This window comes from Halorientalis pallida (genome assembly GCF_049605515.1).
Taxonomy (GTDB): Archaea; Halobacteriota; Halobacteria; order Halobacteriales; family Haloarculaceae; genus Halorientalis; species Halorientalis pallida_A.
In genome coordinates this window covers 758,373-780,712 of record NZ_CP187158.1, presented here as the reverse complement: position 1 = coordinate 780,712, position 22,340 = coordinate 758,373, and the positions used below count along the sequence as shown (strand labels likewise).

Genomic DNA, 22,340 nt, shown 5'->3' with positions numbered 1-22,340 from the left:
TCAGAAGTCGCCGAGGCGCGACTGGCCGCCGGTAGTGGTCTCGTCGCGCTCGCGCTCTCGACGCCCCCCACCGCGCTGTGACAGGCTCGCCCGTCGCCGGATCTCCGGGTCGGACAGGGCTTCCTCGGCCCGGTCCGCGAGCCGTCCGAACACCTCGCGGGCGCGCTCCCGGCGCGCTTCGAGTTCGACCACTGGCCGGGGGTAGTCCTCGCCGATACGAATCCCACACTCCTCCTGCACAGCGAGCGGTGCTTTCTCTGGCTGATCGAGGTGTTCTGTGGGGAACCCACGGAGTTCCGGGACGTACGCCCGGACGAACTCGCCATCGGGGTCGTTCTCCCGGACCTGTTTGCGCGGGTTGTAGATGCGGACCGGACTGACGCCGGTCAACGCCGACTGGGACTGCCACTGCGTGTAGTTGATCGCCGCGTCCGCGTCGATCAGGTGCCGGTAGAAGTGATCCGCACCAACCTTCCACCAGCACTGGAGAACGTACGTGTAGAAGCTGGCACACATCGCCCGCATCCGGAAGTTGAGCCAGCCCGTCTCCCGGAGCGCGCGCATCGAGGCGTCCACGAGCGGGTAGCCCGTCCGTCCCGCCTTCCACGCGGCGACCAGCTCCGGATCGTGCCGGTCCCGAAAGAGCCCGGTGTAGACCGGGTTGACGGCACGCTCCATCCACCCCGGCCAGTCGGCGAGTTTCTGGTTGTAATGGCGGTTCCAGAACAGTCGGCTCGTGAACAGCTCCCGGCCGGTTCCGGCGGGCGCGTTCTCGTGGACGTAACCATAGACCTGCCTCGGTGTGAGACAGCCCATGGCGAGATACGGCGAGAGCCGACTGCCGTTCCGCTCCGCTCTCGCTGGCGGGGAGATACTGCCCGGATAGTCGGTGATCGCGCCCACGAACGCGGTCAGTCGGTCCCAGCCAGCCGTCGCACCGCCGTCGGGTACATCCGTCTTCCCCGGCTCGATACCGTAGTGACGTTCGATTTCGCCTACGCTCGTCTCGCTCTCCAGATGGTTGTCGGGCAGCCGGCCGGGCGGTCGTATCGGATCGCGCTCGAAGTATGCCTCCGCCTGCTCGCTCCAGTCGTAGTCCCCGCGAGCGCGGTCGGTCCAGTCGATCCCGTCGTCGGCGAACACCCGAACGTCCGGGCGGTCGAACAGCCGTTCGTCACGCTCGCGGCCGTACCGCCCGGTGACGCTCCGGTTGACGTAGATCCGGTCCACCGGCAGGTCGTCGAGGACGTCCCCGGGGTCGCCGTGGCACAGCGCCAGGTCGCTGCCGTGATCGCGGTACAGTCGGCGGAGATCCGCGACGGATTCGTGGACGAACCGGAGCCTGGCGTCACAGGCCATCCCGCTCCGGTAGAACTGCGGATCGACGACGTAGATCGGGCACGCACGCCCGTCCGCGACTGCCGCGTCGAGCGCGGCGTTGTCCCGGACCCGCAGGTCGTCTCGGTGCCAGACCGCGATCCGAGGCTCGCTCATCGACCGTCCTAGCGGCCTCGGCGACCTAAATCCCCGCCTCCGTCGACCCGCCGTCCAGGGACCAGGCCTTTCACCGATCCGCCGTAACCCCCTGTATGACCGACGAGGAGAACGTCCTCGGGACAGAACTGGAGCCCTGCAGTGAGGACCCGATGACCGGCTTCGAGCGTGACGGCTGTTGTCGACCCCACCCGGCCGACGCTGGCCGCCACGAGATCTGTGCCGTCGTCACCGAGGAGTTTCTCGAGTTCAGCAAGGCCCGCGGTAACGACCTGATCACGCCACGGCCGGAACTGAACTTTCCGGGCCTGGAGCCAGGTGACCGGTGGTGTCTCTGTGTCGGCCGGTGGCTCGAAGCTGCGGAAGAAGGCGTCGCTCCGCCCGTCGTTCTGGAAGCGACGAGCGACGCCGTCCTCGAGGACGTCATGTTCACGACGCTGAATCAGTACGAGTTCGAAGGGTGAACCCGTCGCTCTCGGATATCGGTTCGTCAGGAAGTGGGGTCGGAGAGATTTGAACTCCCGATCGACTGATATCTCCGGTCGCGCCTCGGAACTCCAGAGGGTCATCAGCGCGGGCGGTGATCAGCCGTCCGCTCAGTATATCAGTCTGGAGTTTCGTCACCGGGCGCGGTGCCTCTGGAGTCAGTCGCCATGCCGGACTTGGCCACGACCCCGCATCACCTGCTTGGATCAGTCTCCCTAAAGGGATTTCGATTCGGTCAGTCCCGATCCGTGTCGGACCAGTCACAGTCCTGACACTTCTGGCCCGTGACGAACTCGGTGACGGAGGGCATGTAGCCGACTTCGAGGACGTTGCCGCCACAGTCGGGACAGTCCCGGTCGGCGTCTTCGATGGCTTCTGCGTCCATCACACTGTCGCCTTCGATGAGTTCGGCCAGTTTGCCGGGTGTGACCATCCGGCCCTGGACGACGCGGTTATCGGCCATACCCACAGTCACGGGGTCACGTCCCTAAGCCTTCCCTTCGACGCGAAGTTACAGCCACGGCGCGTGGTCTTCCTCGGCCACCGTATCGGCACTCGCGGGCCCGACGGAATCGTACTCGTCGTCGGCCCGGGACTGCTCTCCGGGCTTGCCAGACTCGTCGTCGGAACGGAAGTCCGCGACCGAGTCCTCCGGATCGAACGCGAACAGGAACGTCATGCCCAGCACGGCCAGGGCCAGCGGCGCGTCACCGGGCACGAGGCCGAACAGCCCCAGCGGGAGGACACCGAGGGCGACGGCGCTCCCGAACCGGAACCGGTCGATGTCCACGATGTCCCGGAGCCACGGGCCGAACAGGGCCAGGTGGAGCGCGAAGGCGACGGCGACGAGCGCCGCGGCGGCGGCCCGGGCCATCAGTCCGGGGTCGAACTGGACGGCCAGCTGTGCGCCCGCGGGGTCGAAGCTGGCGACCAGCCCGAGCGCGATGATGATCGCCGGTCGGGGCAGGTAGTCGCCGATCCGCGCGCTGGCGGTCTGGGCGGCCACGGCGAGGATGACGAGGCCGGCGAACCGCTCGAACACCGCGAGGTCGAGGAACCCGGCGATGGTCGGGGCCAGCGCCGCCTCGACGACGGCACCGACCACGACGACGCTCCCGACGAGCAGGACGGATCTGGCCTGCTCGCGCGGACTGCCGTCCATGTCGGCCAGGATGACTGCGACCGTCGCGCTGCCGCCGAAGATCAGCAGGCCGACCTCCAGAATCCCCGTGGGCTCGGACAGCGCGCCGGCGAGGACCAGTGCCGGGAAGATACCGTCCAGTAGCGGGAGACACATGACGGTCGCGAGCAGGCGCGTCGCACCGCCGACCCGCTGCTCGATGCGGAGCGCGACCGGATGCTGAGACTGGCTCATTCAGTGCGAACGGCCCTCTCCCGTGGCCATCGGGTGGTGAGCACGATATACCGGGGCGCGTCGGCGCGGTCCGCCGTCGCCCGCCGTGGCCGATTTCTCCGCCAGATTGAATGTGCGACCGTCGCAGAATGTGTTGTCGCCACCCGCAGGGGCGGCCTCGCTCGCGACACGCACGTTCGATTGGCTGGCGGAGTCCATACTCGAAACAAGTATTGTCGGAGCCATAAGCGTTGTGTGGTATACGACCCCACACCCCGCGAATCGTCCAGTCTTGCAGTCGGGAACTGTCCGGTCGTATCACTTCTTGCCCACGGCTGGGACGAACACACACTTCTGGTCGGACGCGTGGCCAGACCGAGACGAGTCGGCCAGTGTGAAGCGGCCACGAAGACGGGCCGTCTCGCAACGTTTTTCCCCGGCCCGGTTCCACGGTTTACATGGCGAACGACAACGAGTTCTTCTCGGAGAAACTCCGGGTTCCAGAGGCGCTGACGTTCGACGACGTACTCCTCCGACCCAAGGAGAGCCGCGTCGAACCGGACGAAGCCGACACGACGACACGCGTGTCGAAAAACGTCGAGTTGACCGTGCCGGTTCTCTCGGCCGCGATGGACACCGTCACCGAGAGCGACATGGCTATCGCGATGGCGCGGCAGGGCGGCCTGGGGGTCCTCCACCAGAACATGACCGTCGACGAGATGGTGACCGAGGTAGAGCGCATCAAGCGCGCCGACGAACTCATCATCCGGGACGTGGTCACGGCAAGCCCCGACCAGACGGTCCGGGACGTCGACGAGATGATGGAGCGGGCAGGCGTCTCCGGCGCACCCGTCGTCGACGACGACGAGAAGGTCCTCGGCATCATCTCCGGCACCGACATCCGGCCGTACCTGGAGGTCGGCGACCGCGACGAGGTCAAGGAGGCCATGACCGACGAGGTCATCACGGCCCCCGAGGACGTGACTGCCCGCGAGGCGCTCGAACTGATGTACGACCACAAGATCGAGCGCGTCCCCATCGTCGACGCGGAGGACCGCCTCGTCGGCCTCGTGACGATGCAGGGCATCCTCCAGCGCCGCGAGTACGACGACGCGGCCCGCGACGAGGCCGGCAAGCTGCGCGCCGGCGTCGCCGTCGGCCCCCACGACATCGACCGCGCGACCGCCGCCGACGACGCCGGTGCCGACGTCCTGTTCATCGACTGCGCGCACGCCCACAACCGCAACGTCGTCGAGAGCGCCCGCGAGATCAAAGACCTCGTCGACGCGGACGTGGTCGTCGGCAACATCGGCACCCGCGAGGCCGCCGAGGCCGTCGTCGACTTCGCCGACGGCGTGAAGGTCGGGATCGGCCCGGGTTCGATCTGTACCACCCGCGTCGTCACCGGTGCGGGAATGCCCCAGATCACCGCCGTCGCACAGGTCGCCGACGTGGCCAGCCAGCACGACGTGCCCGTCATCGCCGACGGCGGCATCCGCTACTCCGGCGACGCGATCAAGGCCATCGCGGCCGGTGCCGACGCCGTGATGCTCGGCTCCTATTTCGCCGGCACCGCCGAGGCCCCGGGTCGGGTCATCACGATGAACGGCAAGAAGTACAAGCAGTACCGCGGCATGGGGAGCGTCGGCGCGATGAAGTCCGGCGGCGGCGAACGCTACCTCAAGGAAGACGACGAAGACGAGGAGTTCGTCCCCGAGGGCGTCGAGGCCGCCACACCGTATCAGGGCCCCCTCGAAGACGAACTCCACCAGCTCGTCGGCGGCATGCAGAGCGGCATGGGCTACGTCGGTGCCGAGACGATCCCCGAATTCAAAGAACGCGCCGAGTTCGTCCGCGTCTCCTCGGCCGGCCAGCAGGAGAGCCACCCCCACGACGTAGTGATCACGGACGAGGCACCGAACTACAGTCCCGGCGAGTGACGAGTTAGCCGGTTCGGTCGCGGATCTCCGCGATCCGCTCGCGGCTCCGGCCGCGTCTCCCGTCGATCTCGTCTTCCGTGTACCCGGTGCGATCTTTCGTCTCCTCGTGGAGATAGTCGACCCGGAGGCGGAGGTAGAACCAGTCACCGAGATCACTGTACGCCTCGGGAACTGGCCCCGGCGGCAGGTCGACGATCTGTCCGACAGCCACTCCATCGAGCGTCTCGACCCGGAGGTCGAACCGGCTCCCGAACGCGTGGGATCTGGTGACCTCGGCGAGCAGGTCGATCACTCGCGTCCGCTCCCGGAGCGACACCGGTTCGACGTGGGGATCGTCCGGTTTCTGGCGTCCGAACGGTGTCAGCGTGAGACGATGATGGGCCGGGACGTATCGTCCCGACTCGGGGTACACCATCGGTGCGAACTGGACGGTTCCGTGCCGTTCCGCGTCGCGATACGACTCCGACGGCGCGGGCTCCTCGAAAAAGCTCTCGTGCAACGACGGACCGTCCGCCCACAGCTCCCACTCGCTGGACTCCCCCTGATACGTGTAGCTTTCGGCCATGTGGGGAGTCGTACGCGGCCGACGCACTATTTTGTCCCGGTCGGGGTCCCGTGGCGGTCACGACGGTCCTGAACCACGGGAGCGAGCGCCACCAACGGCAACGCGGCGGGCGGTCAGAAGTGACGGTCCCGAAACTCCGCGAGTGTCTCCCGGTAGTCCTCGCGATACTCCGTAAACGTCTCGTCGGTGATCTCCGAGTCTCGGCCGAGCGTGTCGGCTCTGAACCGCAGAAACTCCGTCATGAACCGGTGATCGTACTCGAGTTCGACCGTCAGATAACCGATATCGCCCGGTTCCCGAAACCAGTCCACGTCCGGGTAGGGGTATTGCATCGACAGTTCACCGACTGTCTCGTCCCCGCCCCGTTCCCGAAGCGCCACGAACTCCAGACCGAGATCCGTCTCCAGTTCGACCGTGAACTCGACTGTCGACTCCGTTTCCCCGACCGTCCGTTCCACGTCTCGCGGTTCTTCCGAGAACTGAAACGTCGTGCGGAGCATCGCGTCCTCGTACCGCCCCTGTTCCGGTACGATGTCCACTGGACAGGTGAACGTCCCGAGGTCGTCTCGATGCCGCCAGTCCTGATACTTCTCGGGCCGTTCGTAGACGGCGTGTGCGGCCGTCGGAACGCTGAATCGGTCTCTGAACTTGTTCTGATCGATGGCGCACTCGAGTGTCTCGGTCATGACTGAAGGGTCGACGACGGGGACACCGTCTCGGTCGTGCCTACCTAACCGACACAAAAATAGCTTCGTGCTTTACCCCGTCTCCTCGTGTTCCGCGGGGTCGCTGTCGTCGGGTTCCTCGAGCTGGTGGTGGATGCTCTCCGCGAGTTTGTCACCGATCCCGTCCACCTGTTTCAGTTCCGCAACGTCGGCGTCACGGATATCCGACATGGACCCGATCTCGTCGGAGAGCCTGTTCCCGAGTTCCGTTCCGACACCGCGGATGTCACTCGGCGTCTCGTACTCGTCGTCACCACGGGACGTGATCTCGTCGTGGACGTGATCGAGTGTCGCGTCCGCGTTCCTGGACGTGATCACGCTATCGCCCTGCATGCACGAACAGGCCGTGACCTCGAAGACGATATCGTCGTGGATGCCGGTCCAGTAGGCGTTCTGGATGTCGATCCCGAACTGCCCGTCGAGTCGCTGGAGCCGCTCGATGGTGTCCTCGTGTGGGAAGCCACTGAGTTTCTTGCTCGAAGTGACGACGGTCGTCGGTTCGACCGCCTTGATGAACGCCTCGCCGTTGGCCTCGTTGCTCCCGTGATGGCTCAGTTGCAGGACGTCCGCCTCGACGTTGTACTGGTCCTCGATGTCGTCTTCCTGTGGTTCCCGAATGTCCGAGGGGAGCAGGAACGACTTGCCGCCGTACTCGAACTTGAGGACGATCGCGTTGCAGTCCGGCGGCTGGCTACAGCTCCGATCCGACCCCGACGGTGGGTTCAGCACCGTGAAATCGGCCCTGTTGTCCTCGCCCAGAACGCTCCCGTCGCCGGCCCGAAGCTCGTCGAAGTCGTCGAAACCGGAGACGCCGCTCCGGGCGGCGACGATGTCGGACTCGAACCCTGGGTTGGCCGGGTGTTCCACCCCGGAGTAGTGAATCCGGTCGACGAACCGGTCGTTGCCGTCCTCGTTGCTCCCTTCGGGAACGTTCAGCAGTGTGTCGACGAGACTGAGGTGATCCTGATGGTTGTGCGTCAACACGAGGTGTTCGATGTCGTCGACGCCTTCCTCGGCCAGGTACCGGAGCACCGTCTCCTCGTTGGTCGACGGTGCGGTCGTCCCGGCGTCGATCAGTATCTCCTCCTCCTCGTCGCCGTCTTCCTCGACTTCGGATTCGGGCTTCGGTGCCTCTATCAGTATCGACCGCCCCTGGCCCACGTCGATGAAGTGGACCTCCATCTCCTCGCCACACTCGTCCGGAATCGAACTCGTCGCCGCGGGTGGCCGACCCAGTTCACCGACCACTCCGGGCCGTGCGATCCTGGCTGACGTGGCCGCGTCGATGACGCCGGCCGCACACGACACCGACGGACTGGTGTCCGGCAGGAACCGCTGGAAGTTCACGCCGCTCCCCGGCTGACAGTTCCGCGACAGCGACCCCGTCGGCTGTTGCACCCCGGGCCCGTACTGTGGCCACGTCTTCGAACAGGTCTCGCCTTTCACACGCCACAGTTTGTCACCGACGGCCGGGACGCCCGGGACGGGCACGCTCCCGCCCGGCACCGCGACGAACACCGAGGTCATGCTCTCGAAGTTGATCGGCCGCACGTCACCGACGTACCGCTCTCTGCCGTCGATCAGGAGTTCTATCCGCTGGTCCTGCCGGACGTATCTGGTCGTGGGTGAACCCGGCGCGTCGCCGCGAGTGGCCTTGACCTCGAAACGCGCGTACTCGCCTTTCGACTCCATGACCCAGTTGTCCACCGAGAGCAGCCAGAACGCCGGCCACGGGACGATCGGGAGCCCCGGATACCCGAACATGTCGTTTCGCTTCACCGAGAGCGGCGCGTGCATCGCGTCCCGCGGGATATCCGCCGGCGTCCCCGCCGGCCGCACCGACGGGACCGTCAGCCGACTGACGGTCTTGGACGGCAAATAGGTCGGCGACCCCTTGACCTCGTAGGAGACGTCGTCGAGCAACGGCGACCCGGCGAAGTTACCCGAACGACGCTGCATCGTGTTGCTGTTGAACAGCCGCTGGACGAACCCGAGCGACTCCCCGATGACATCCGTCGGCAGGTTGGGAACCCCCGACATCTTGTTGCCGAGCTTGTCGTTGATCTTGCCCTTCGCGTCCTCTTTCTTCTGTGACACCTCTCGGATCATCTCCCGGATCCGCTGGTAGTACAGCTGTCGGACCCGAATGCGAGCCTTGTCCGCCGCGGTCCGGTGGCTGTCCGGCCCCGAGGGACCGTAGATGATCTCCGTTTTGTGATCCGCCAGGTTCCGGAGCAGATCCTGATGCGGGTTCCCCGTCGCCATCGCCATCGTGTCCGTCGAGACCGGGTCGACGTGGTTCACCGTGTACTGGTGGGCGTTCGGGAGGACGTGTTCCCGCAGCCACGTCCGGAGCGTGTTCTGGTCGCCGTCGAACAGATCACTCGCGACCAGGAGACCGTTTTGCTCGACGGACTGGAGATCCGAATCGAAGTCGCTCTCGTAGACGATGTCGTTCGCGTTCACCTCCCCGCGGACGTACGACTCGAAGCCGCTCTCCGCGTTCCCCGGATCGACGCTGAACAGTTCTCGCAGCGACTCGCCCGGCGCACGGCGGAAGTTGTCCGGCGTGTAGCCGAGGTTCGGGTGTGAGCCACCCCGCTCGTACTCCTGTCCGTCGCTGATTCCCCTGTTGATACCGGTTCCCGACGGGAGGCCCGCGCTGTGGCTCCCGCCGACCGTGATCGTCGCGTGGTACTCGACGGTCCCGGTGTCCTGTGAGGTCGTCCAGTCTTCGTCGTCCGGGTCGGCCGAGTAGTTCACCCACTTCTGTCGCTCTTTGAGCGTGTTCCTGACCTTGACCTCGAACTCGTGGAAGGTGCGGTCGCGCCCGCTCTGTCCCTGCCACGGTTCGCTGTAGTCGACGACCTCGACGGTCGAACTCCGGACCTCGTAACTCGAATCGCCCGTTTCACTCCAGTCCCCGTTGTTCTCCGGTGGGTTGTCGTTGTCCGGGAGGTTCCGCTGGGTCGTCCAGACGTTCTGGACCTGCGAGTCGAGGTCGACCCGGTAGATCTCGTCGATAGCTGGCTGGACCTGTCCGCCGTTGTCGATCAGATCGGACGGACTGTCGTCGAGCGAGTACTCGTCCTCGTTGTCCTGATAGTTCCGGGGCAGACTGTTGTCCTCGTGGATGTTGTCCGTGTCGTCGATCCACTGGGCGGCCGCACGCTGGGGATTGGACTCGGCCAGTGCCGCCGTCGCGTACTTGTCGACCGACAGCTCGACCGACTGCTGGCTCGGGCCCTGTCCGTTGAACAGTCCCCGGAGCCCGCCGAGTCCGACGTTGCCCTGCTTCACGATGTTCCACGGTGGCGAGTTGAGCAGGCCACTCGGTGTCGCGCCGTCGACGTCGCCGAACACGTACTTCGTCGCCCGGCACAGCGAGTTCTGCATCGACCGGATCTGGCTCGTCTTCGACGTGTAACTCGTGATCAGCGACGTGCTCTGTCGGGAGATGAAACAGAGCCACGCCCCCTTCATGTAGCGGTCGGCGTACCGGTCGTGCTTCCCGAAGACCGAATTCTGGACCTGATAGATGGCCTGGTTGGTGAGGAACGTGGCGTCCTTTTTCGTCAGGATCTTCTTGAACGACGCGCTGGTCAGGCTCTGCAGGTACGCCTTCGAGTAGGCGAGCAGATAGTAGCGTGCCGCCATCTTCCGACCGAGGCCTCTGTAGACGCCGGCCCGCCGGTCGAAAAAGCCCATGTTGAGGTTTCGCTCGTAGCGCTGTGTCCTGTTGTGGAGGTCGAAGGCCGTCGTCGCGACGGTGACGGTGACATCCCTGGTCGTCCGTTCCTCCAGCTCCCCCTGACGATAGACACCGATATCCAGGCCCTCGATCTCGGCTTTCAGCTTCCCCGGTTCGAGGGTGTCGTCCTGCTTGCCGACGGTGAGGTGTACTCTGTCGATGGCATCTTCGAGACTCCCCTCGGTGTTTTCGACCTTCGGCAGGGACACCTTCGTCGTCAGATTGTCCTGTCGCTCGTGTCGAACACTCCCCAGTTTGTCCTGGGCTTTCAGGTAGATCCGGAGCCTGACGTACCGTCTGAACGTCCGGTAGCGGATCTCCGACGTGTTCAACTGCCCGGTTCGAATCGAGTCGTTGATCGCGTTCCCGGCCGGCGTCCCGGCCGCTCGCAGGAGCGGTTCTTCGGCCGCGGCTTTGGTCGCCTCGCGCACCGACGACTTCAGGACCGTCTGCGACGAGGAGACGGCCTGATCGAGCGCCATCGAGACGTCGACGTTGGAGTCGTCCCTCGGGTCCTGGGGACGCGTCTCCAGCACTCCGATCACGGCCGTACTGGAGAGCAGGATGATCACACCGATCATCGCAAACGGGATTCGTGCCCGGTCGTCCGCTGCAATCGAGATCGTCTGTGGTCTGTCAGTCATAGTCAGGTCCAGGTCTGCACGACGATTCGTACGTCACCAGTCGAAACGTCGTTCGCGAGTTCGTCCGCGGTCACGTCGTCACCGTACTCGTCACGGAGATTCGCCTCGATGTTCCGTGCCAGAGATGCAGTGATCCGCGAGTTCGCCGCTCTGGCGTTGGCCCCCGACGACGAGATGACACTCGAAGTGAGGAGTGGAACGTCGGTCGTCCGGTACCCGTTGAACCCCAGCACGGTCTCGGCGCGCCTGTACCGATAGACCGCCAGCGCGCGGTTGATGCCGTTACTCTCGAGGGCGTGCTGTGTGCTGACTGGCGGGAAGTACCCCTCGACGACCCGGTTCGCGATGACGGTCGCCAGCCCGTCGTAGCCCGCGTTGAGATAGACCTCTCTGACGCGTTCGTCTTCGATAGGTGGCATCCCACTCGGGACGACGAGCGTCGAACTGCTCACGTCCTCGTCGCCCGGCGGTCGATTGCCCACCGACACGGTGCCCTCGATGTCCGACTTCTCGTACGGCCGCCAGACCGCCCGAACGTAGGCGTCGACGCCGGTGTTCCCCAGCACCACGCGGACGTTTCCGCTCGTCGCGTCGACGAAGTCGGCACCCTCTCTCGTGAATCGCTGTCCGTCGATGGTCGCCTTCGACACGGCGGCTTCCGCGAGCAGTGCCGCGCTGGTCCCGTGTGTCGTCCGGCTGTAGTCACCGCTCGAAAAGTCGGTTCTGGTCTGTAACACGTCGTTTTTCGCCTGTCGCCACTCCGGACCCGAGAGCGAGTCCAGCGAGTAGGTTACGTTGACCGTCGTACTGCTCAGCAGTTCCGCGGTCTGATCCGCCCTTGCCGCCTCGTGGTCCCGTGCCGTCTCCTCGTCGTTGATGTAGACTGCGAGCATCACCACGCTGGCGCTGATCAACAGGAGCGCCATCGACACGTCGACGACGGTGCTGATACCGCGGTCAGACCGCCGCATCGGCACCCCTCCTTGCCACCGTTCGACCGCCATGGAGACGGCCCGTACTCGGGCTGACCCAGTGTCCGGGCGGGGCTCGTCCGACAGCAGACCCCGCTCTCGACGGCGGTCCCTGCGACTCACCCGATAGCCAGCGCTGCATACTGCGCTTGGCCGAGTGATCCTATTTAAACTCAAGCAGGACTATCGAGTTCTGTCGGCCCCCACGACGGGGTTCGCACGGGCAGTCGGCGGTCGAAAAAGTGTGTTCGTCGTCGGTCGGCCCCGCTGTCAGCCTGCCGTTCTCAGAGGTCTTTCCCGTCGGTTTCGCAGGCGGGACTGCAGTACGTGTTCGCAGCGGCGTTCGAGCTCGGGTGTGCACTGAACTCCTCTGTACAGTTGTCACAGGTGTAGGTCTCGAACTCCGACATCACTACACACTGTACGAGGCCGACAGAAGAAGCCTTCGTTCATCCAGAACACATATTCCCGCCCGGACCAATCGTTCGTGTACAGTGGGCGCTGCCACGGCTCCGATAGACAGGCTCGCCGATGCGGTGCCACCACCAGTAGCCGTGTACGCGCTCGCGCTCACGCTACTCGCGGTTTCGGTGGTGAATTTCGTCCGCGAAGCCAGTACCATCGGGCTCAGCCTCGGCCCTGTCCTCGCTGTCTCGATCAACTCGACGCTCTCCCTCGGTGTCTGCTATGCCGGCTACAGGCTCTCGAAATCGTCGCTCGATCGCGGTCGACAATCCGTCGTCGCGATGTGGTGTCTCGGGGGCGCGGGTACAGCCGTCCTCGTCGTCTGGTTCACCGTCTTCGTCCGTGAACTCGAAGGGCGGACGGTTCCGGAACCGGTGTTCGCGCTGGTCGTCATCACCGCCCTCGGTGGCCTGTTCGGCAGCCGGATCGGGTTCCTCTACGAGAGTCTGAGAGAGGAGGCAGCGCGAGCCAGCGAAGCACGTGACGCGATGGCCTTCACCAACAGTCTGCTCCGGCACGACGTCCTCAACGGACTCCAGATCATGCAGGGACACGCGGAAATCGTCGAACGGACCGACGACGATCTGGTCAGCGAGTCGGGCCGAGCCCTCACGAAACAGGTGGACACGCTCACCGAACTCGTCGAGGAAGTCCGCGCCGTCTCGAACGTCCTTCTGGGCGACGCCGAATCACGGCCGATGGATCTGGTACCGATGCTCGAAGACACCGTCGAGACGGCCAGTGAATCGTTTCCCGACGCGACCGTCGAGACCGAACTCCCGGACTCCCTCGAAGCCGTCGGCACTCTCGCACTCAAACCGGTCTTCACGAATCTCCTGAACAACGCGGTCCAGCACTCCGCCGACGATCCGACAGTTCGTGTCACCGGCCACCGCGACGGTAACCGGGTCGTGGTCACTGTCGCCGACGACGGCCCAGGCGTCCCACCTGACGAGCGCGACCGTATCTTCGAGCGTGGCGTCACGTCGGACGGCGGCGACGGCGGCCTCGGCCTCCACATCGTCGCGACCATTCTCGACCGTGCGGACGGTGACATCCGCATCGAAGACAGCGACCTCGGCGGCGCGGCCTTCGTCGTCGCGCTCCCCGCGAGCGAAAACTGACCGACTCGCCGCCGCTCACACCGCCACGAGTCGGTGGACTGCGCCGGAAGCCCCTTCCGGCCCACCCGATCCGGTCGTCAACACGTACAACCGGCCCTCGGCGTCCCGCCCGAACGCCAACAGATTCGGCCCCGGCGGGTCGCCGCTGGCCGTCTCCAGGTCCACCCGTGACAGGTTCCACAGCCCGTCACCGTCCGGCTCCCTCGCCGTGAAGATGGTCCCCTCCGCCCGGTAGTCACCGAAGACGTACCGGTCCGTGAGCGGTCCGATCCCGCCGGTGTAGTAGTAGCCACCGATGACCGAGATCCCGCTCACGCCGTCGCCGTCGTGGGGATACTCCACGATTGGCCCCTGCAGCGGCGTCCCGTCGTCGGTCTCGGTCGGACAGCTCGCCGGCGGTGCCCCCGGGTCCTCCGTACTGAAACAGTGGGCCCCCTCCCGGACGTTCCAGCCGTAGTTCCCGCCGCGGTCGACGATGCTGACCTCCTCGAACCGGTTCTGCCCCACGTCCGCGACGAACAACCGGCCGTCGGTGAAGGAGAACCGCCACGGGTTCCGGAAGCCCCACGCGTAGTGTTCGTCCAGCCCCTCGCGGCCGACCAGCGGATTGTCGTCGGGGATCCCGTACGCCCGGCCGTTCCCGCCAGCACCCTCGCGCACGTCGAGACGGAGGATACTCCCCAGCAGGTTCTCGGTCACGTCCTGTCCGTTCCCGCCGTCGTTGCGGTCGTACCAGTCGGAGACGTGCCCTCGCCCCACGTCGTTCCCGCCTCCGCCGTCGCCCACGCCGACGTAGAGGAAGCCGTCCGGTCCGAACGTGATCGACCCGGCGTTGTGGTTGGCCTGTGGCTCTGCGATCTCCAGCACGATCCGCTCGCTCGACGGATCGGCCTGCAGGCTCTCGTCGACCGCGAACGACGAGAGGACGAACGTGTGACTGTACCCGTCGGGCATCCCCGGCCGGAGCGGCGCGCTGTATCGCACGAACAACCGCCGCCGCTCGGCGAAATTGGGGCCGACTGCGATCCCGAGCAACCCGCGCTCGTCGTAGCCCGGGTTGAGCGTCACCATCCGATCCCGCAGGTCGAGGACCGGCCGTGACTGCTGGCCGTCGGCGTCGACCAGGTACACCTGCCCGGGCTGATCCGCGATCAGAAATCGCCCGTCGCCCACCGTCTCCATCCCCAGCGGTGCTGTGAACCCCGTCGCCACCGGTTCGGTGCCGACCGACTCCGATGGCTGTGTTCGACTCTCCAGTAACGAACACCCTGCCAGCGCCCCGCCGACCGCCACCGCACCGGCCCGGAGGAAGTCCCGTCTGCGTGTCATGGCCGCCCTACGGACGGGTGCCTGATAGGCGTTGGTTCCCCGGCGAGCACACGCTACGCGGTGCTCGCGGAAAAGTTCGTCAGAGAAGCGGGCCGAAAGGGATTTGAACCACGGTCGTTCCGCTCCGCTTCACTCCCTGATTCAAATCCCTTCGGACGTACACCCGACGCTCACGAATTGTGAGCGCCGGGAGAGACGGGCCGAAAGGGATTTGAACCCTTGACCGACGGCTTAAGAGGCCGTCGCTCTGCCGGACTGAGCTATCGGCCCTCGCGGCGACTGAACGTAACGGGGTGGTATTGAAATACGTTTCCTTCTTCGTGCGGTTTCCGATCACCCCAGTTCGAAGACGTGACGGGAAGGTGTGTTATAAGTAGCTCCCGGACCGAGCGCCTGTACCATGAGCAGCGCCATTACGATGGCCTCGATGTCTACGTATGCGATTCTCGGGTGCGGGAGTGTGGGCCACGCCGTCGCGGAAGAACTCGAAACGGAGGGCAAAGACGTACTCATTCTGGACAAGGACGAGGGCCGCGTCGAGGCCCTCCGCGACCAGGACCTCGACGCCCGCACCGCGGACATCCGCGAGTCGACGACCGCCGAGGCCATCGAGGACCGGGACGTCCTCCTGATCCTCTCCTCGGACGTGGAGGCCAACATGGCCGCCGTCCAGAACGTCCGGGACCGCGGCGGCGAACAGTTCATCGTCGCCCGGGCCTCAGACCCCGTCTCCGCCGACGAACTCACCGAGGCCGGGGCCGACGTGGTCATCAACCCCTCTGCCGTCATCGCCGACTCCGCGCTCCGGGCGCTGGAGACCGGCGAACTGGAGTACAAGGCCACCCAGCTCGCCGACGTCATCGCCGACACCGACGAGCGCATGGCCATCCTCATCCACCGCAGCCCCGACCCCGACTCCATCGCCAGCGCCGCCGCCCTCCAGCTGATCGCCGACAGCCTCGACGTAGAAGCGGACATCATCTACCAGGGCGAGATCGGGCACCAGGAGAATCGCGCGTTCGTCAACCTGCTGGGCATCGAACTCCAGCAGAGTAGCGACGTGGACCTAGAAGGCTACGACACCTTCGCGATGGTCGATCACGCCAAGGGCGGCGAGCCAGAGGTCGAACACGAGGTCGACGTGGTGATCGACCACTTCGAGCCCGAACACGACCACGACGCCGCCTTCGTCGACGTGCGCCCCAACGTCTCCGCGACGTCGACGATCCTCACGAAGTACATTCAGGAACTCGATCTGAGCCTCGACGGCAACGTCGCGACCGCGCTCCTCTACGGCATCCGCGCCGAAACCCTCGATTTCAAACGCGACACGACACCCGCCGATCTGACCGCCGCCGCCTACCTCTACCCCTTCGCCGACCACGACACGCTCGAACAGGTCGAGTCGCCCTCGATGTCGCCCGAGACGCTGGACGTGCTCGCCGAGGCCATCCGGAACCGCGAGGTCAAGGGGTCCCACCTCATCTCCAACGCGGGCTTCATCCGCGACCGCGACGCGCTCTCACAGGCCGCCCAGCACCTCCTGAACCTCGAAGGGATCACCACGACCGCCGTGTTCGCGCTGGCCGACGACACGATCTATCTGGCCGCCCGCTCGAAGGACATCCGCATGGACATCGGTGCGGTGCTCGAAGACGCCTTCGCCGAGATCGGCGAGACGGCCGGCCACTCCACGGACGCCAGCGCGGAGATTCCGCTGGGCATCTTCACGGGCATCGAGACCAACGAGGACAACCGCGACACGTTGCTGGAACTGACCGAACAGGCCGTCAAGCAGAAGCTCTTTCAGGCGATGGGCGTCGACGGCAGTGAAGGCGGTAGTAACGGGAGTTAGAGAGCGTCAGGCTGTAATCTCTTCTTCCTGCTCTTCTTCGGGGGTGCGAAGCCGTTCGATGATGTCGCTGACCAGCACGACATCCCCGACGGCCTGCACCCAGTCGTAGGGCAGGATGATGCCGCGGTTGCCACGGACGCGCTCGCCGAACAGGTCGTGGTTGACCTCGTGCAGGGCCAGACCGGTCACCTGCACGTCGTCCAGATCCAGTCGCACGTCTTCGACTTCGCCGACGAAGACACCGTTGCTCGAATACACTTCTCGCCCCACCAGCGCGGTAATTTCCTGCGTTGGTCCGTCCATACGAACCCCCAACACAGCCTCCCTCTTAACTTTTGGCAGGTGTCTGACGTACGTCAGCCGAGGGGATGCCAGAACCCGGCGTTCGCGGCGTAACCGATGGACATACGGCGTCTGCGCCCCCAGTGATCACACTGCGTGTCCGACCGTTGGCCCTCCCTCGCGGCCCTGTACTACGCCGCCGAGACCGCCCTGATCGCCCCCGGCATCGTCAGCCACGAAGCCGCCCACCTGCTGGCCTGTCGGCTGGCCGGCGTCGAAGTGGTCGGGACCTCGATACTGAATCCATTCGCCGCCGACGCGTCTCTCGATCACGAGCGCGTCACGTCGTTTCCCGCGGATCTGCTGATCGCGGTCGCGCCTCTCCTGCTCAACACCGCGCTCGCGTTCGGCGCGCTCGCGCTGGCACGGACGGCCGGAACGCCGATCCTGTCGATCCCGCTGTTCTGGCTGGGAGCCTGTTTCGCGCTGACGGCGTTCCCGAGCGTCGGCGACACCGAAACCCTGTTCGAGACGGCCGACGACCTCCCCCGATTGCTTCGACCGGTCGGCTATCTGCTCGCCGCACCCGTTCGAGCGTTCACCGTAGTCCCCGGTTCCGCGGGCGTGGCTGGCTTCGCCCTCCTCCTCGTCCTGTTCGGACTGACACGGACCTGAGTCGCGCCCCGGTCACTCCGCCGGTTCCGGCTGTGTCGCGGGCCGCTCGTTCGGTATCTCCGCTCGTTCCGGGAGGTCGGGGTCCGGTTTCCGGCCCACCGTGAGCAGTCGCTCGGTGAGCGTGAGTTCCTCCGGACTCGGACTCGGTTTCCGGATCTCCTCGAACTCGACGGCTACGCCGTCGGCCTCGGCGGCGATCCGGACGGCACAGAGCTGGTAGGAGGGGTAGAACACGGGCGGGAGGACGCCGATAGCGCCGTCGCGGCGATGGAGCCGCTTGAGCCACGTCCCGCTGTTGACGAGGACCCCGCCTTCGACCTCGGAGAGTGCCGGTCGGTGAGTGTGTCCGTAGCAGTAGATGGCCGTCTCCTCGTCGGCGGCGAAGCGTTCGCGTGCGGCCTTCTCGTACGGCACCTCGGCATCGACGGTCAGTGTGGTCTCGAAGACGCCGAACCGGTCGATAGTCTTGCGCACGTCACGCCGGAGGAAGTACAGGGGGATTCCCACGAGCAGGAGGAGCCCGGCGATGGCGACGTTCACGGCGAGCAGAAACCAGAGCGCCGTGCCGGCGGCCCCGAACTGGCCGAGAAACGCCGTCCCCAACTCGACCGGCGTGGACCAGATGTCAGCCACCGAGAGTCCAGCGAGAACCGCGAGGACGGCACTGACGTTGAACAGCAGGAGGAACGGGACCAGCGCGTACCGCAAGAGCGGGTTCATCTCGCGGTAGAAGTACTTCGAGAGCAACCACACCGGCATCCGTTCGGTCGGCGTGACGGCCTGGACGTCTTTCAGCCAGTTGTACCGGCCCCGGTCCGAAAGCTGGCCCGCGCGGCTGGTGACGAGCGTGTTGTAGTAGTAGCCCAGCGGCGACGCGTTGGGGTTTCCCCAGTCTTCGATCCGGTTGTTCGGGTCCTGCTGGTGGCCGTGCTCGAAGTACACGACGCGGTCGCCGACGCGTCTGGTGAGCGATTCCTCCTGCACCAGATTCACGTTGTACGCCGCGAATCGCTCGACGTACTCGTCGTAGGCGGCGAGCTCGTGGTCGTGATTGCCCGGCAACAGCGTGATCGTGACGTTGTCGCCGGTCGCGCGCAACTGCTCGAACAGTCGGGGATACGTGTCGGTGAGGTGGTCGAACTTCGCCGTCCCCTCGACGCTCGTGATCTCCCAGAGCCCGAACGCGTCACCGTTGACGATCAGTTCCGTGTTCTCGTCGGTCCGTTCCAGTCGTTCAAGAAAGTCGAGTAGTTCGGGTAGGGCCTCGACCTCGCCCAGTTGCTCCTCCCCGCCGACGTGCAGGTCGCTGATCACGTAGTACACGCGGTCGTCGGCGTCGGTCGGCACTGTCACCGTGTGACGACCCTGTCGTCATAGGCCTTGTTCTTTCGGCGGCCTCGCTCGGTAGAGGGTGGCCCCACCTCGTCGTCCCGGGTGTCCCGTCGACGGCACTGACCCGGTCGTCAGTCACGGTGCTTTCGGGACCCACTCGTGTTAACACAACGCATAGCGGCACGTGAGACGAAACTACACTGGTTAGGGGCGGCCACGTCGGTCTTCGGTATGCGAGACCTGCATCGCGGAGACGACCTGCTCCCGGACGAGGAAACGGGCATCATCTTGACACAGATATCGCCAGATCCCGAGACCGCCGAATTCGACTTCCTCGAACTGGTCGCGACGCTGGAGGACGAGCCGGTCGACGAACTGCCGCTGTTGTACGACGAAGTGGACCATCTGGTCGAGCGGTTGTTCCAGACGCCGCCCTCGCTGGACGCACAGGTCGAGATCGCGTTCTCGTACTCGGGCTACCGGATCACGATCAACCGGAACGGGAACGTGAAACTCATCCCGGTCAAAGAGACCGAGGAGTGACCGCCGGAACCGGACCCGAATCGGTCGGCTACCGCGGCGCGATCAACTCGATCGGGTGAGGCACCGCCCGCTCGTAGAGCACGTCCAGTTGCTCCTGGCAGGAGGTCCCGCTGGCGACGAGCGTTCGATCCTCGACCGCGCCGAGGTCGTCGTGCAGGTGCTCGCCCACGTCCATGCTGACCTCGTAGTACTCGGATTTGTAGCCGAAACTCCCGGCCATCCCGCAACACTCCACGTCTGAGGTCCGGACGCTGTAGCCCAGGTCCGAGAGGACCGACTCGGTGTACTCGTCGACGCCCATCGTCCGCTGCTGGCAGTGACTGTGGTAGGCCACCCCGGCGTCTTCGTCGGGGGCATTCAGGTCGTCCGCGTCGGCCCCGTTGTCCAGCAGGCCGTAGACGTACTCCAGCACGTCGTAGGTGTTCTCGGCCAGTCGCTCGGCGGATCGCTCGGGCAGGAGGTGCTCGTAGTCCCGGCGGAACATCGCCAGGTCGCTGGGTTCGATCACCACCACGTCCCGGCCGTCGTCGATGTGGGTCACCAGCGCGCCGTGAACCGCCTCGGCCTGCTCGCGGGCCGTCTCGATCATCCCCTGTGAGAACGGAGCCCGACCGCTCTCGGGCACTGCCGGAACGTGGACACGGACGCCCAGCGCTTCGAGGACTCGCACGGCCGCTTTGCCCCGGTCGGGGTCGAAGTAGTCGGTGTACACGTCGGGGTACAGCACCACGTCGCGGTCGGGATTGCTCACCTGCGCGCCGCGAGCGCCGTACCACTCCCGCAGCGTCTCGTCGGCGAACTCGGGGAGGTCACGGCGCGGATCGACGCCGAACGCCTGCTCCAGGACCCACTTCCCGGGCCGACTCCCCGCGACGGCGTTGCTCAGGCCGGGCGCGAGCGAGCCGACCTTCGCCAGCGTCTCGACGTTGCCGAACAGCCGTTTCTGGAGGTCCAGTCCCGCGGGCTCCTCGTCGGGCGTGAGCCCCTCGACGAGGAAGTCGAAATCGTCCCCCTCGCCCCGATGGTTGATCCGGTCGCGGACGACCGTGTTGATCCACGGGATGTCGATCTCGACCGGACATTTTGGTTCACAGCGGGAACACCCGGTACAGAGGTCGTTCATCTCGCCGGCGCTGTCCAGATCGTGGACGCCGGCCTCCCAGCCGGTGCCGATACCGCCGGTGTAGGTCTCGCCGCCGAAGCCGTGGCCGCCGACGGCCTGGAAGTTCGAGCAGGCGTTCGAGCAGGCCCCACACCGGATGCAGTACAGCGTCTCCCGGAGGTCGTCGTCCTCGCGCATCCCCATCCGGCCGTTGTCGAGCAAGACGAGGTGGAACTCCCGGTCGTCGGCGGGTCGCATCTCGTCGGCCTCGAAGTCCGGGATCGGGGAATCGACGGGTGGCGTCAACAGCGAGACGTAGGAGGTGATGTCCTGTCCCGTCCCCGTGCGGGCGATGAGTTCCGTGAACGGCTGGAGGTCCGCCAGACTGGGTACGAGTTTCTCGATGCCCGCGACGGCGACGTGCGTATCGGGCGTCACCGCCGTCTTCCGGGCGTTGCCCTCGTTGGTGACGAGCATCAGCGTCCCGGACTCGGCGACGACGAAGTTCGCGCCCGTCATGCCCACGTCGGCCTCGCGGATGTGCTCGCCCACGCGTTCGCGGGCGAATTCGGTGAGTTCGTCGGGGTCGCCCGACAGGTCCTCCGCCAGGTCGAACTCGCTGTTGAACAGGTCGGCGATGTCCTCGGGCGTGCGGTGCATCGCCGGGCCGATCAGGTGCGAGGGTGCCTCGTCGGCGACCTGGATGACGAACTCCCCGAGGTCCGTCTCGACCACCTCGTAGCCTTCGTCTTCGAGGTGGTCGTTCACGTCGATCTCCTCGGTGGTCATCGACTTGCTCTTGACCAGTTTCTCGGCCTCGCGGTCGGCCATGATCGACTCGACGATCCGGTTGGCGTCCGCCGCGGACTGGGCGACGTGGACCTGCCCGCCGTTCGCCTCCACGGCTTCGGTGACCTCGTCGATGAGTTCGGGAAGGTTCTCGATGGCCGACTCCTTGATCCCGCGGGCCGCATCGCGCAGATCCTCGTAGTCGTCGAACCCCTGGATGGCGTAGTCCGAAAGCTGGTTGACGGTGCGCGTGTTCTGGGCGACGGCGTCGCCCTCCGTCGCCATGAGCCGCCGGAGCCGCTCGGCGGTGTCGCGGCGGGAACTCATCGGTCCTCCAGCACGACGACGTGCGTTTCCGAGGGACCGTGAACGCCCTGGACGAGCGTCCCCATATCGGCGGTCGCGCTCGGGCCGGTCGCCAGAATCTGCGTGTCCATTCCGGCAGCGAAGTCCTCGCCGAGCCGTTCGTACGCCGTCGGCATGTCCGGCACGATATCGCTGGCGGCGACGACGGCGACGTGGCGGGGCGTGTACAGACTGACCAGTTCGTCGCCCGCCGCACCCGAGGGAATCGTCACGGTGCCGTAGTTAGCGATGCCCAGCGCCGCAGGTGTCACGCCCGTCGTGGCCGCCTGAAGCGTCGACGGCGACGGGTCGGTGTCGACGGCGTCGGGCAGTGCCACCTCGTCGTACGGCAACGCTGTTCCGACGGCTGGTTCGTCGATGGCCTCGGCGAGGGTGGCGTCGGCGTCCGCGGCAGGAGTCCGGTGGACCGGACCCGGAACTGACGACTCGAACGTCGAGAGCGACTCGGAACTCATGTCACGTGGTGTCTGGTACCAGGTACCTAATTGCTTTGCCCTCGCGCGGCCCGAACCCGGCCGTGAGCGTATTCAGAGCCTGAAATTGCTGGT

At 65.8% G+C, this 22,340-nt stretch carries 19 protein-coding genes and 2 tRNA genes; 6 read left to right on the top strand and 15 right to left on the bottom strand.

Annotated elements, in window-relative coordinates:
* Positions 1–1,494 carry an FAD-binding domain-containing protein gene (locus ACOZ4N_RS05640; protein ID WP_424018951.1) on the bottom strand — a complete coding sequence of 498 codons (1,494 nt, stop codon included), beginning with the start codon at positions 1,492–1,494 and terminating at the stop codon, positions 1–3.
* 95 nt (positions 1,495–1,589) lie between these two features.
* Between ACOZ4N_RS05640 and ACOZ4N_RS05635 the strand changes: the two genes are divergently transcribed.
* On the top strand, positions 1,590–1,958 hold the full coding sequence (locus tag ACOZ4N_RS05635; protein ID WP_424018950.1) for a DUF2237 family protein: 369 nt from the start codon (positions 1,590–1,592) through the stop codon (positions 1,956–1,958).
* A 34-nt stretch (positions 1,959–1,992) separates the two neighbouring features.
* Here ACOZ4N_RS05635 and ACOZ4N_RS05630 read toward each other — a convergent pair.
* From ACOZ4N_RS05630 to ACOZ4N_RS05620, 3 genes are all read right to left on the bottom strand, one after another.
* Positions 1,993–2,170 (bottom strand) — tRNA-Trp (locus ACOZ4N_RS05630).
* Between the two features lie 45 nt (positions 2,171–2,215).
* Positions 2,216–2,443 (bottom strand): DUF5795 family protein, encoded by a 228-nt coding sequence (locus ACOZ4N_RS05625; RefSeq protein WP_424018949.1) that lies wholly within the window; start codon positions 2,441–2,443, stop codon positions 2,216–2,218.
* A 48-nt stretch (positions 2,444–2,491) separates the two neighbouring features.
* Positions 2,492–3,355 (bottom strand): DUF5794 domain-containing protein, encoded by an 864-nt coding sequence (locus tag ACOZ4N_RS05620; protein WP_424018948.1) that lies wholly within the window; start codon positions 3,353–3,355, stop codon positions 2,492–2,494.
* A gap of 437 nt (positions 3,356–3,792) precedes the next feature.
* Between ACOZ4N_RS05620 and guaB the strand changes: the two genes are divergently transcribed.
* On the top strand, positions 3,793–5,274 hold the full coding sequence (guaB, locus tag ACOZ4N_RS05615) for an IMP dehydrogenase (protein WP_424018947.1): 1,482 nt from the start codon (positions 3,793–3,795) through the stop codon (positions 5,272–5,274).
* A gap of 4 nt (positions 5,275–5,278) precedes the next feature.
* Here the strand turns inward: guaB and ACOZ4N_RS05610 are convergent, their stop codons facing one another.
* The 5 genes from ACOZ4N_RS05610 to ACOZ4N_RS05590 form a co-directional block, all read right to left on the bottom strand.
* Positions 5,279–5,839, bottom strand: coding sequence for a hypothetical protein (locus ACOZ4N_RS05610; RefSeq protein ID WP_424018946.1), 561 nt, complete (start codon positions 5,837–5,839; stop codon positions 5,279–5,281).
* 113 nt (positions 5,840–5,952) lie between these two features.
* Positions 5,953–6,525, bottom strand: coding sequence for a hypothetical protein (locus ACOZ4N_RS05605; protein WP_424018945.1), 573 nt, complete (start codon positions 6,523–6,525; stop codon positions 5,953–5,955).
* Between the two features lie 72 nt (positions 6,526–6,597).
* The gene (locus ACOZ4N_RS05600; RefSeq protein WP_424018944.1) at positions 6,598–10,959 is read right to left on the bottom strand and encodes a DUF7286 family protein; all 4,362 of its coding nucleotides are present in this window, start codon (positions 10,957–10,959) and stop codon (positions 6,598–6,600) included.
* 2 nt (positions 10,960–10,961) lie between these two features.
* Positions 10,962–11,930: a DUF7284 family protein gene (locus tag ACOZ4N_RS05595; protein WP_424018943.1), complete on the bottom strand. Its 969-nt coding sequence runs from the start codon at positions 11,928–11,930 to the stop codon at positions 10,962–10,964.
* 284 nt (positions 11,931–12,214) lie between these two features.
* Complete coding sequence (locus tag ACOZ4N_RS05590) at positions 12,215–12,340, bottom strand: hypothetical protein (protein WP_424018942.1); 126 nt, start codon at positions 12,338–12,340, stop codon at positions 12,215–12,217.
* Between the two features lie 84 nt (positions 12,341–12,424).
* On the opposite strand from ACOZ4N_RS05590, the gene ACOZ4N_RS05585 reads away from it, so the two are divergent.
* Complete coding sequence (locus tag ACOZ4N_RS05585; RefSeq protein ID WP_424018941.1) at positions 12,425–13,519, top strand: ATP-binding protein; 1,095 nt, start codon at positions 12,425–12,427, stop codon at positions 13,517–13,519.
* A 15-nt stretch (positions 13,520–13,534) separates the two neighbouring features.
* Here ACOZ4N_RS05585 and ACOZ4N_RS05580 read toward each other — a convergent pair whose 3' ends face one another.
* A complete protein-coding gene (locus ACOZ4N_RS05580; RefSeq protein ID WP_424018940.1) occupies positions 13,535–14,848 on the bottom strand; it encodes a PQQ-dependent sugar dehydrogenase in 1,314 nt (437 codons plus the stop codon).
* Between the two features lie 196 nt (positions 14,849–15,044).
* Positions 15,045–15,118, bottom strand: a tRNA-Lys gene (locus ACOZ4N_RS05575).
* Between the two features lie 130 nt (positions 15,119–15,248).
* Here ACOZ4N_RS05575 and ACOZ4N_RS05570 point away from each other — a divergent pair.
* A complete protein-coding gene (locus ACOZ4N_RS05570) occupies positions 15,249–16,703 on the top strand; it encodes a DHH family phosphoesterase (RefSeq protein ID WP_424018939.1) in 1,455 nt (484 codons plus the stop codon).
* Positions 16,704–16,709: 6 nt separating this feature from the next.
* On the opposite strand, the gene ACOZ4N_RS05565 is transcribed toward ACOZ4N_RS05570, so the two are convergent.
* The gene (locus ACOZ4N_RS05565; protein ID WP_424018938.1) at positions 16,710–17,006 is read right to left on the bottom strand and encodes a PRC-barrel domain-containing protein; all 297 of its coding nucleotides are present in this window, start codon (positions 17,004–17,006) and stop codon (positions 16,710–16,712) included.
* Between the two features lie 135 nt (positions 17,007–17,141).
* Between ACOZ4N_RS05565 and ACOZ4N_RS05560 the strand changes: the two genes are divergently transcribed.
* Positions 17,142–17,660, top strand: a complete 519-nt coding sequence (locus ACOZ4N_RS05560; RefSeq protein WP_424018937.1) for a hypothetical protein — start codon at positions 17,142–17,144, stop codon at positions 17,658–17,660.
* A gap of 12 nt (positions 17,661–17,672) precedes the next feature.
* Here the strand turns inward: ACOZ4N_RS05560 and ACOZ4N_RS05555 are convergent, their stop codons facing one another.
* Positions 17,673–19,007 (bottom strand): metallophosphoesterase, encoded by a 1,335-nt coding sequence (locus ACOZ4N_RS05555; protein ID WP_424018936.1) that lies wholly within the window; start codon positions 19,005–19,007, stop codon positions 17,673–17,675.
* A gap of 216 nt (positions 19,008–19,223) precedes the next feature.
* Between ACOZ4N_RS05555 and ACOZ4N_RS05550 the strand changes: the two genes are divergently transcribed.
* The gene (locus ACOZ4N_RS05550) at positions 19,224–19,535 is read left to right on the top strand and encodes a HalOD1 output domain-containing protein (protein WP_424018935.1); all 312 of its coding nucleotides are present in this window, start codon (positions 19,224–19,226) and stop codon (positions 19,533–19,535) included.
* Between the two features lie 28 nt (positions 19,536–19,563).
* Here the strand turns inward: ACOZ4N_RS05550 and ACOZ4N_RS05545 are convergent, their stop codons facing one another.
* Both ACOZ4N_RS05545 and ACOZ4N_RS05540 read right to left on the bottom strand, forming a co-directional pair.
* Positions 19,564–21,753, bottom strand: a complete 2,190-nt coding sequence (locus ACOZ4N_RS05545) for an LUD domain-containing protein (RefSeq protein ID WP_424018934.1) — start codon at positions 21,751–21,753, stop codon at positions 19,564–19,566.
* The gene (locus ACOZ4N_RS05540; protein ID WP_424018933.1) at positions 21,750–22,247 is read right to left on the bottom strand and encodes a LutC/YkgG family protein; all 498 of its coding nucleotides are present in this window, start codon (positions 22,245–22,247) and stop codon (positions 21,750–21,752) included. Before ACOZ4N_RS05540 ends, ACOZ4N_RS05545 begins: the two co-directional genes overlap by 4 nt.
* Between the last annotated feature and the right edge of the window lie 93 nt (positions 22,248–22,340).

Coding starts and splice junctions, on each gene's coding strand:
- ACOZ4N_RS05640 (WP_424018951.1), bottom strand. CDS start 1,494: ATGAGCGAGCCTCGGATCGCGGTCTGGCACCGAGACGACCTGCGGGTC.
- ACOZ4N_RS05635 (WP_424018950.1), top strand. CDS start 1,590: ATGACCGACGAGGAGAACGTCCTCGGGACAGAACTGGAGCCCTGCAGT.
- ACOZ4N_RS05625 (WP_424018949.1), bottom strand. CDS start 2,443: ATGGCCGATAACCGCGTCGTCCAGGGCCGGATGGTCACACCCGGCAAA.
- ACOZ4N_RS05620 (WP_424018948.1), bottom strand. CDS start 3,355: ATGAGCCAGTCTCAGCATCCGGTCGCGCTCCGCATCGAGCAGCGGGTC.
- guaB (WP_424018947.1), top strand. CDS start 3,793: ATGGCGAACGACAACGAGTTCTTCTCGGAGAAACTCCGGGTTCCAGAG.
- ACOZ4N_RS05610 (WP_424018946.1), bottom strand. CDS start 5,839: ATGGCCGAAAGCTACACGTATCAGGGGGAGTCCAGCGAGTGGGAGCTG.
- ACOZ4N_RS05605 (WP_424018945.1), bottom strand. CDS start 6,525: ATGACCGAGACACTCGAGTGCGCCATCGATCAGAACAAGTTCAGAGAC.
- ACOZ4N_RS05600 (WP_424018944.1), bottom strand. CDS start 10,959: ATGACTGACAGACCACAGACGATCTCGATTGCAGCGGACGACCGGGCA.
- ACOZ4N_RS05595 (WP_424018943.1), bottom strand. CDS start 11,930: ATGCGGCGGTCTGACCGCGGTATCAGCACCGTCGTCGACGTGTCGATG.
- ACOZ4N_RS05590 (WP_424018942.1), bottom strand. CDS start 12,340: ATGTCGGAGTTCGAGACCTACACCTGTGACAACTGTACAGAGGAGTTC.
- ACOZ4N_RS05580 (WP_424018940.1), bottom strand. CDS start 14,848: ATGACACGCAGACGGGACTTCCTCCGGGCCGGTGCGGTGGCGGTCGGC.
- ACOZ4N_RS05570 (WP_424018939.1), top strand. CDS start 15,249: ATGAGCAGCGCCATTACGATGGCCTCGATGTCTACGTATGCGATTCTC.
- ACOZ4N_RS05565 (WP_424018938.1), bottom strand. CDS start 17,006: ATGGACGGACCAACGCAGGAAATTACCGCGCTGGTGGGGCGAGAAGTG.
- ACOZ4N_RS05550 (WP_424018935.1), top strand. CDS start 19,224: ATGCGAGACCTGCATCGCGGAGACGACCTGCTCCCGGACGAGGAAACG.
- ACOZ4N_RS05545 (WP_424018934.1), bottom strand. CDS start 21,753: ATGAGTTCCCGCCGCGACACCGCCGAGCGGCTCCGGCGGCTCATGGCG.
- ACOZ4N_RS05540 (WP_424018933.1), bottom strand. CDS start 22,247: ATGAGTTCCGAGTCGCTCTCGACGTTCGAGTCGTCAGTTCCGGGTCCG.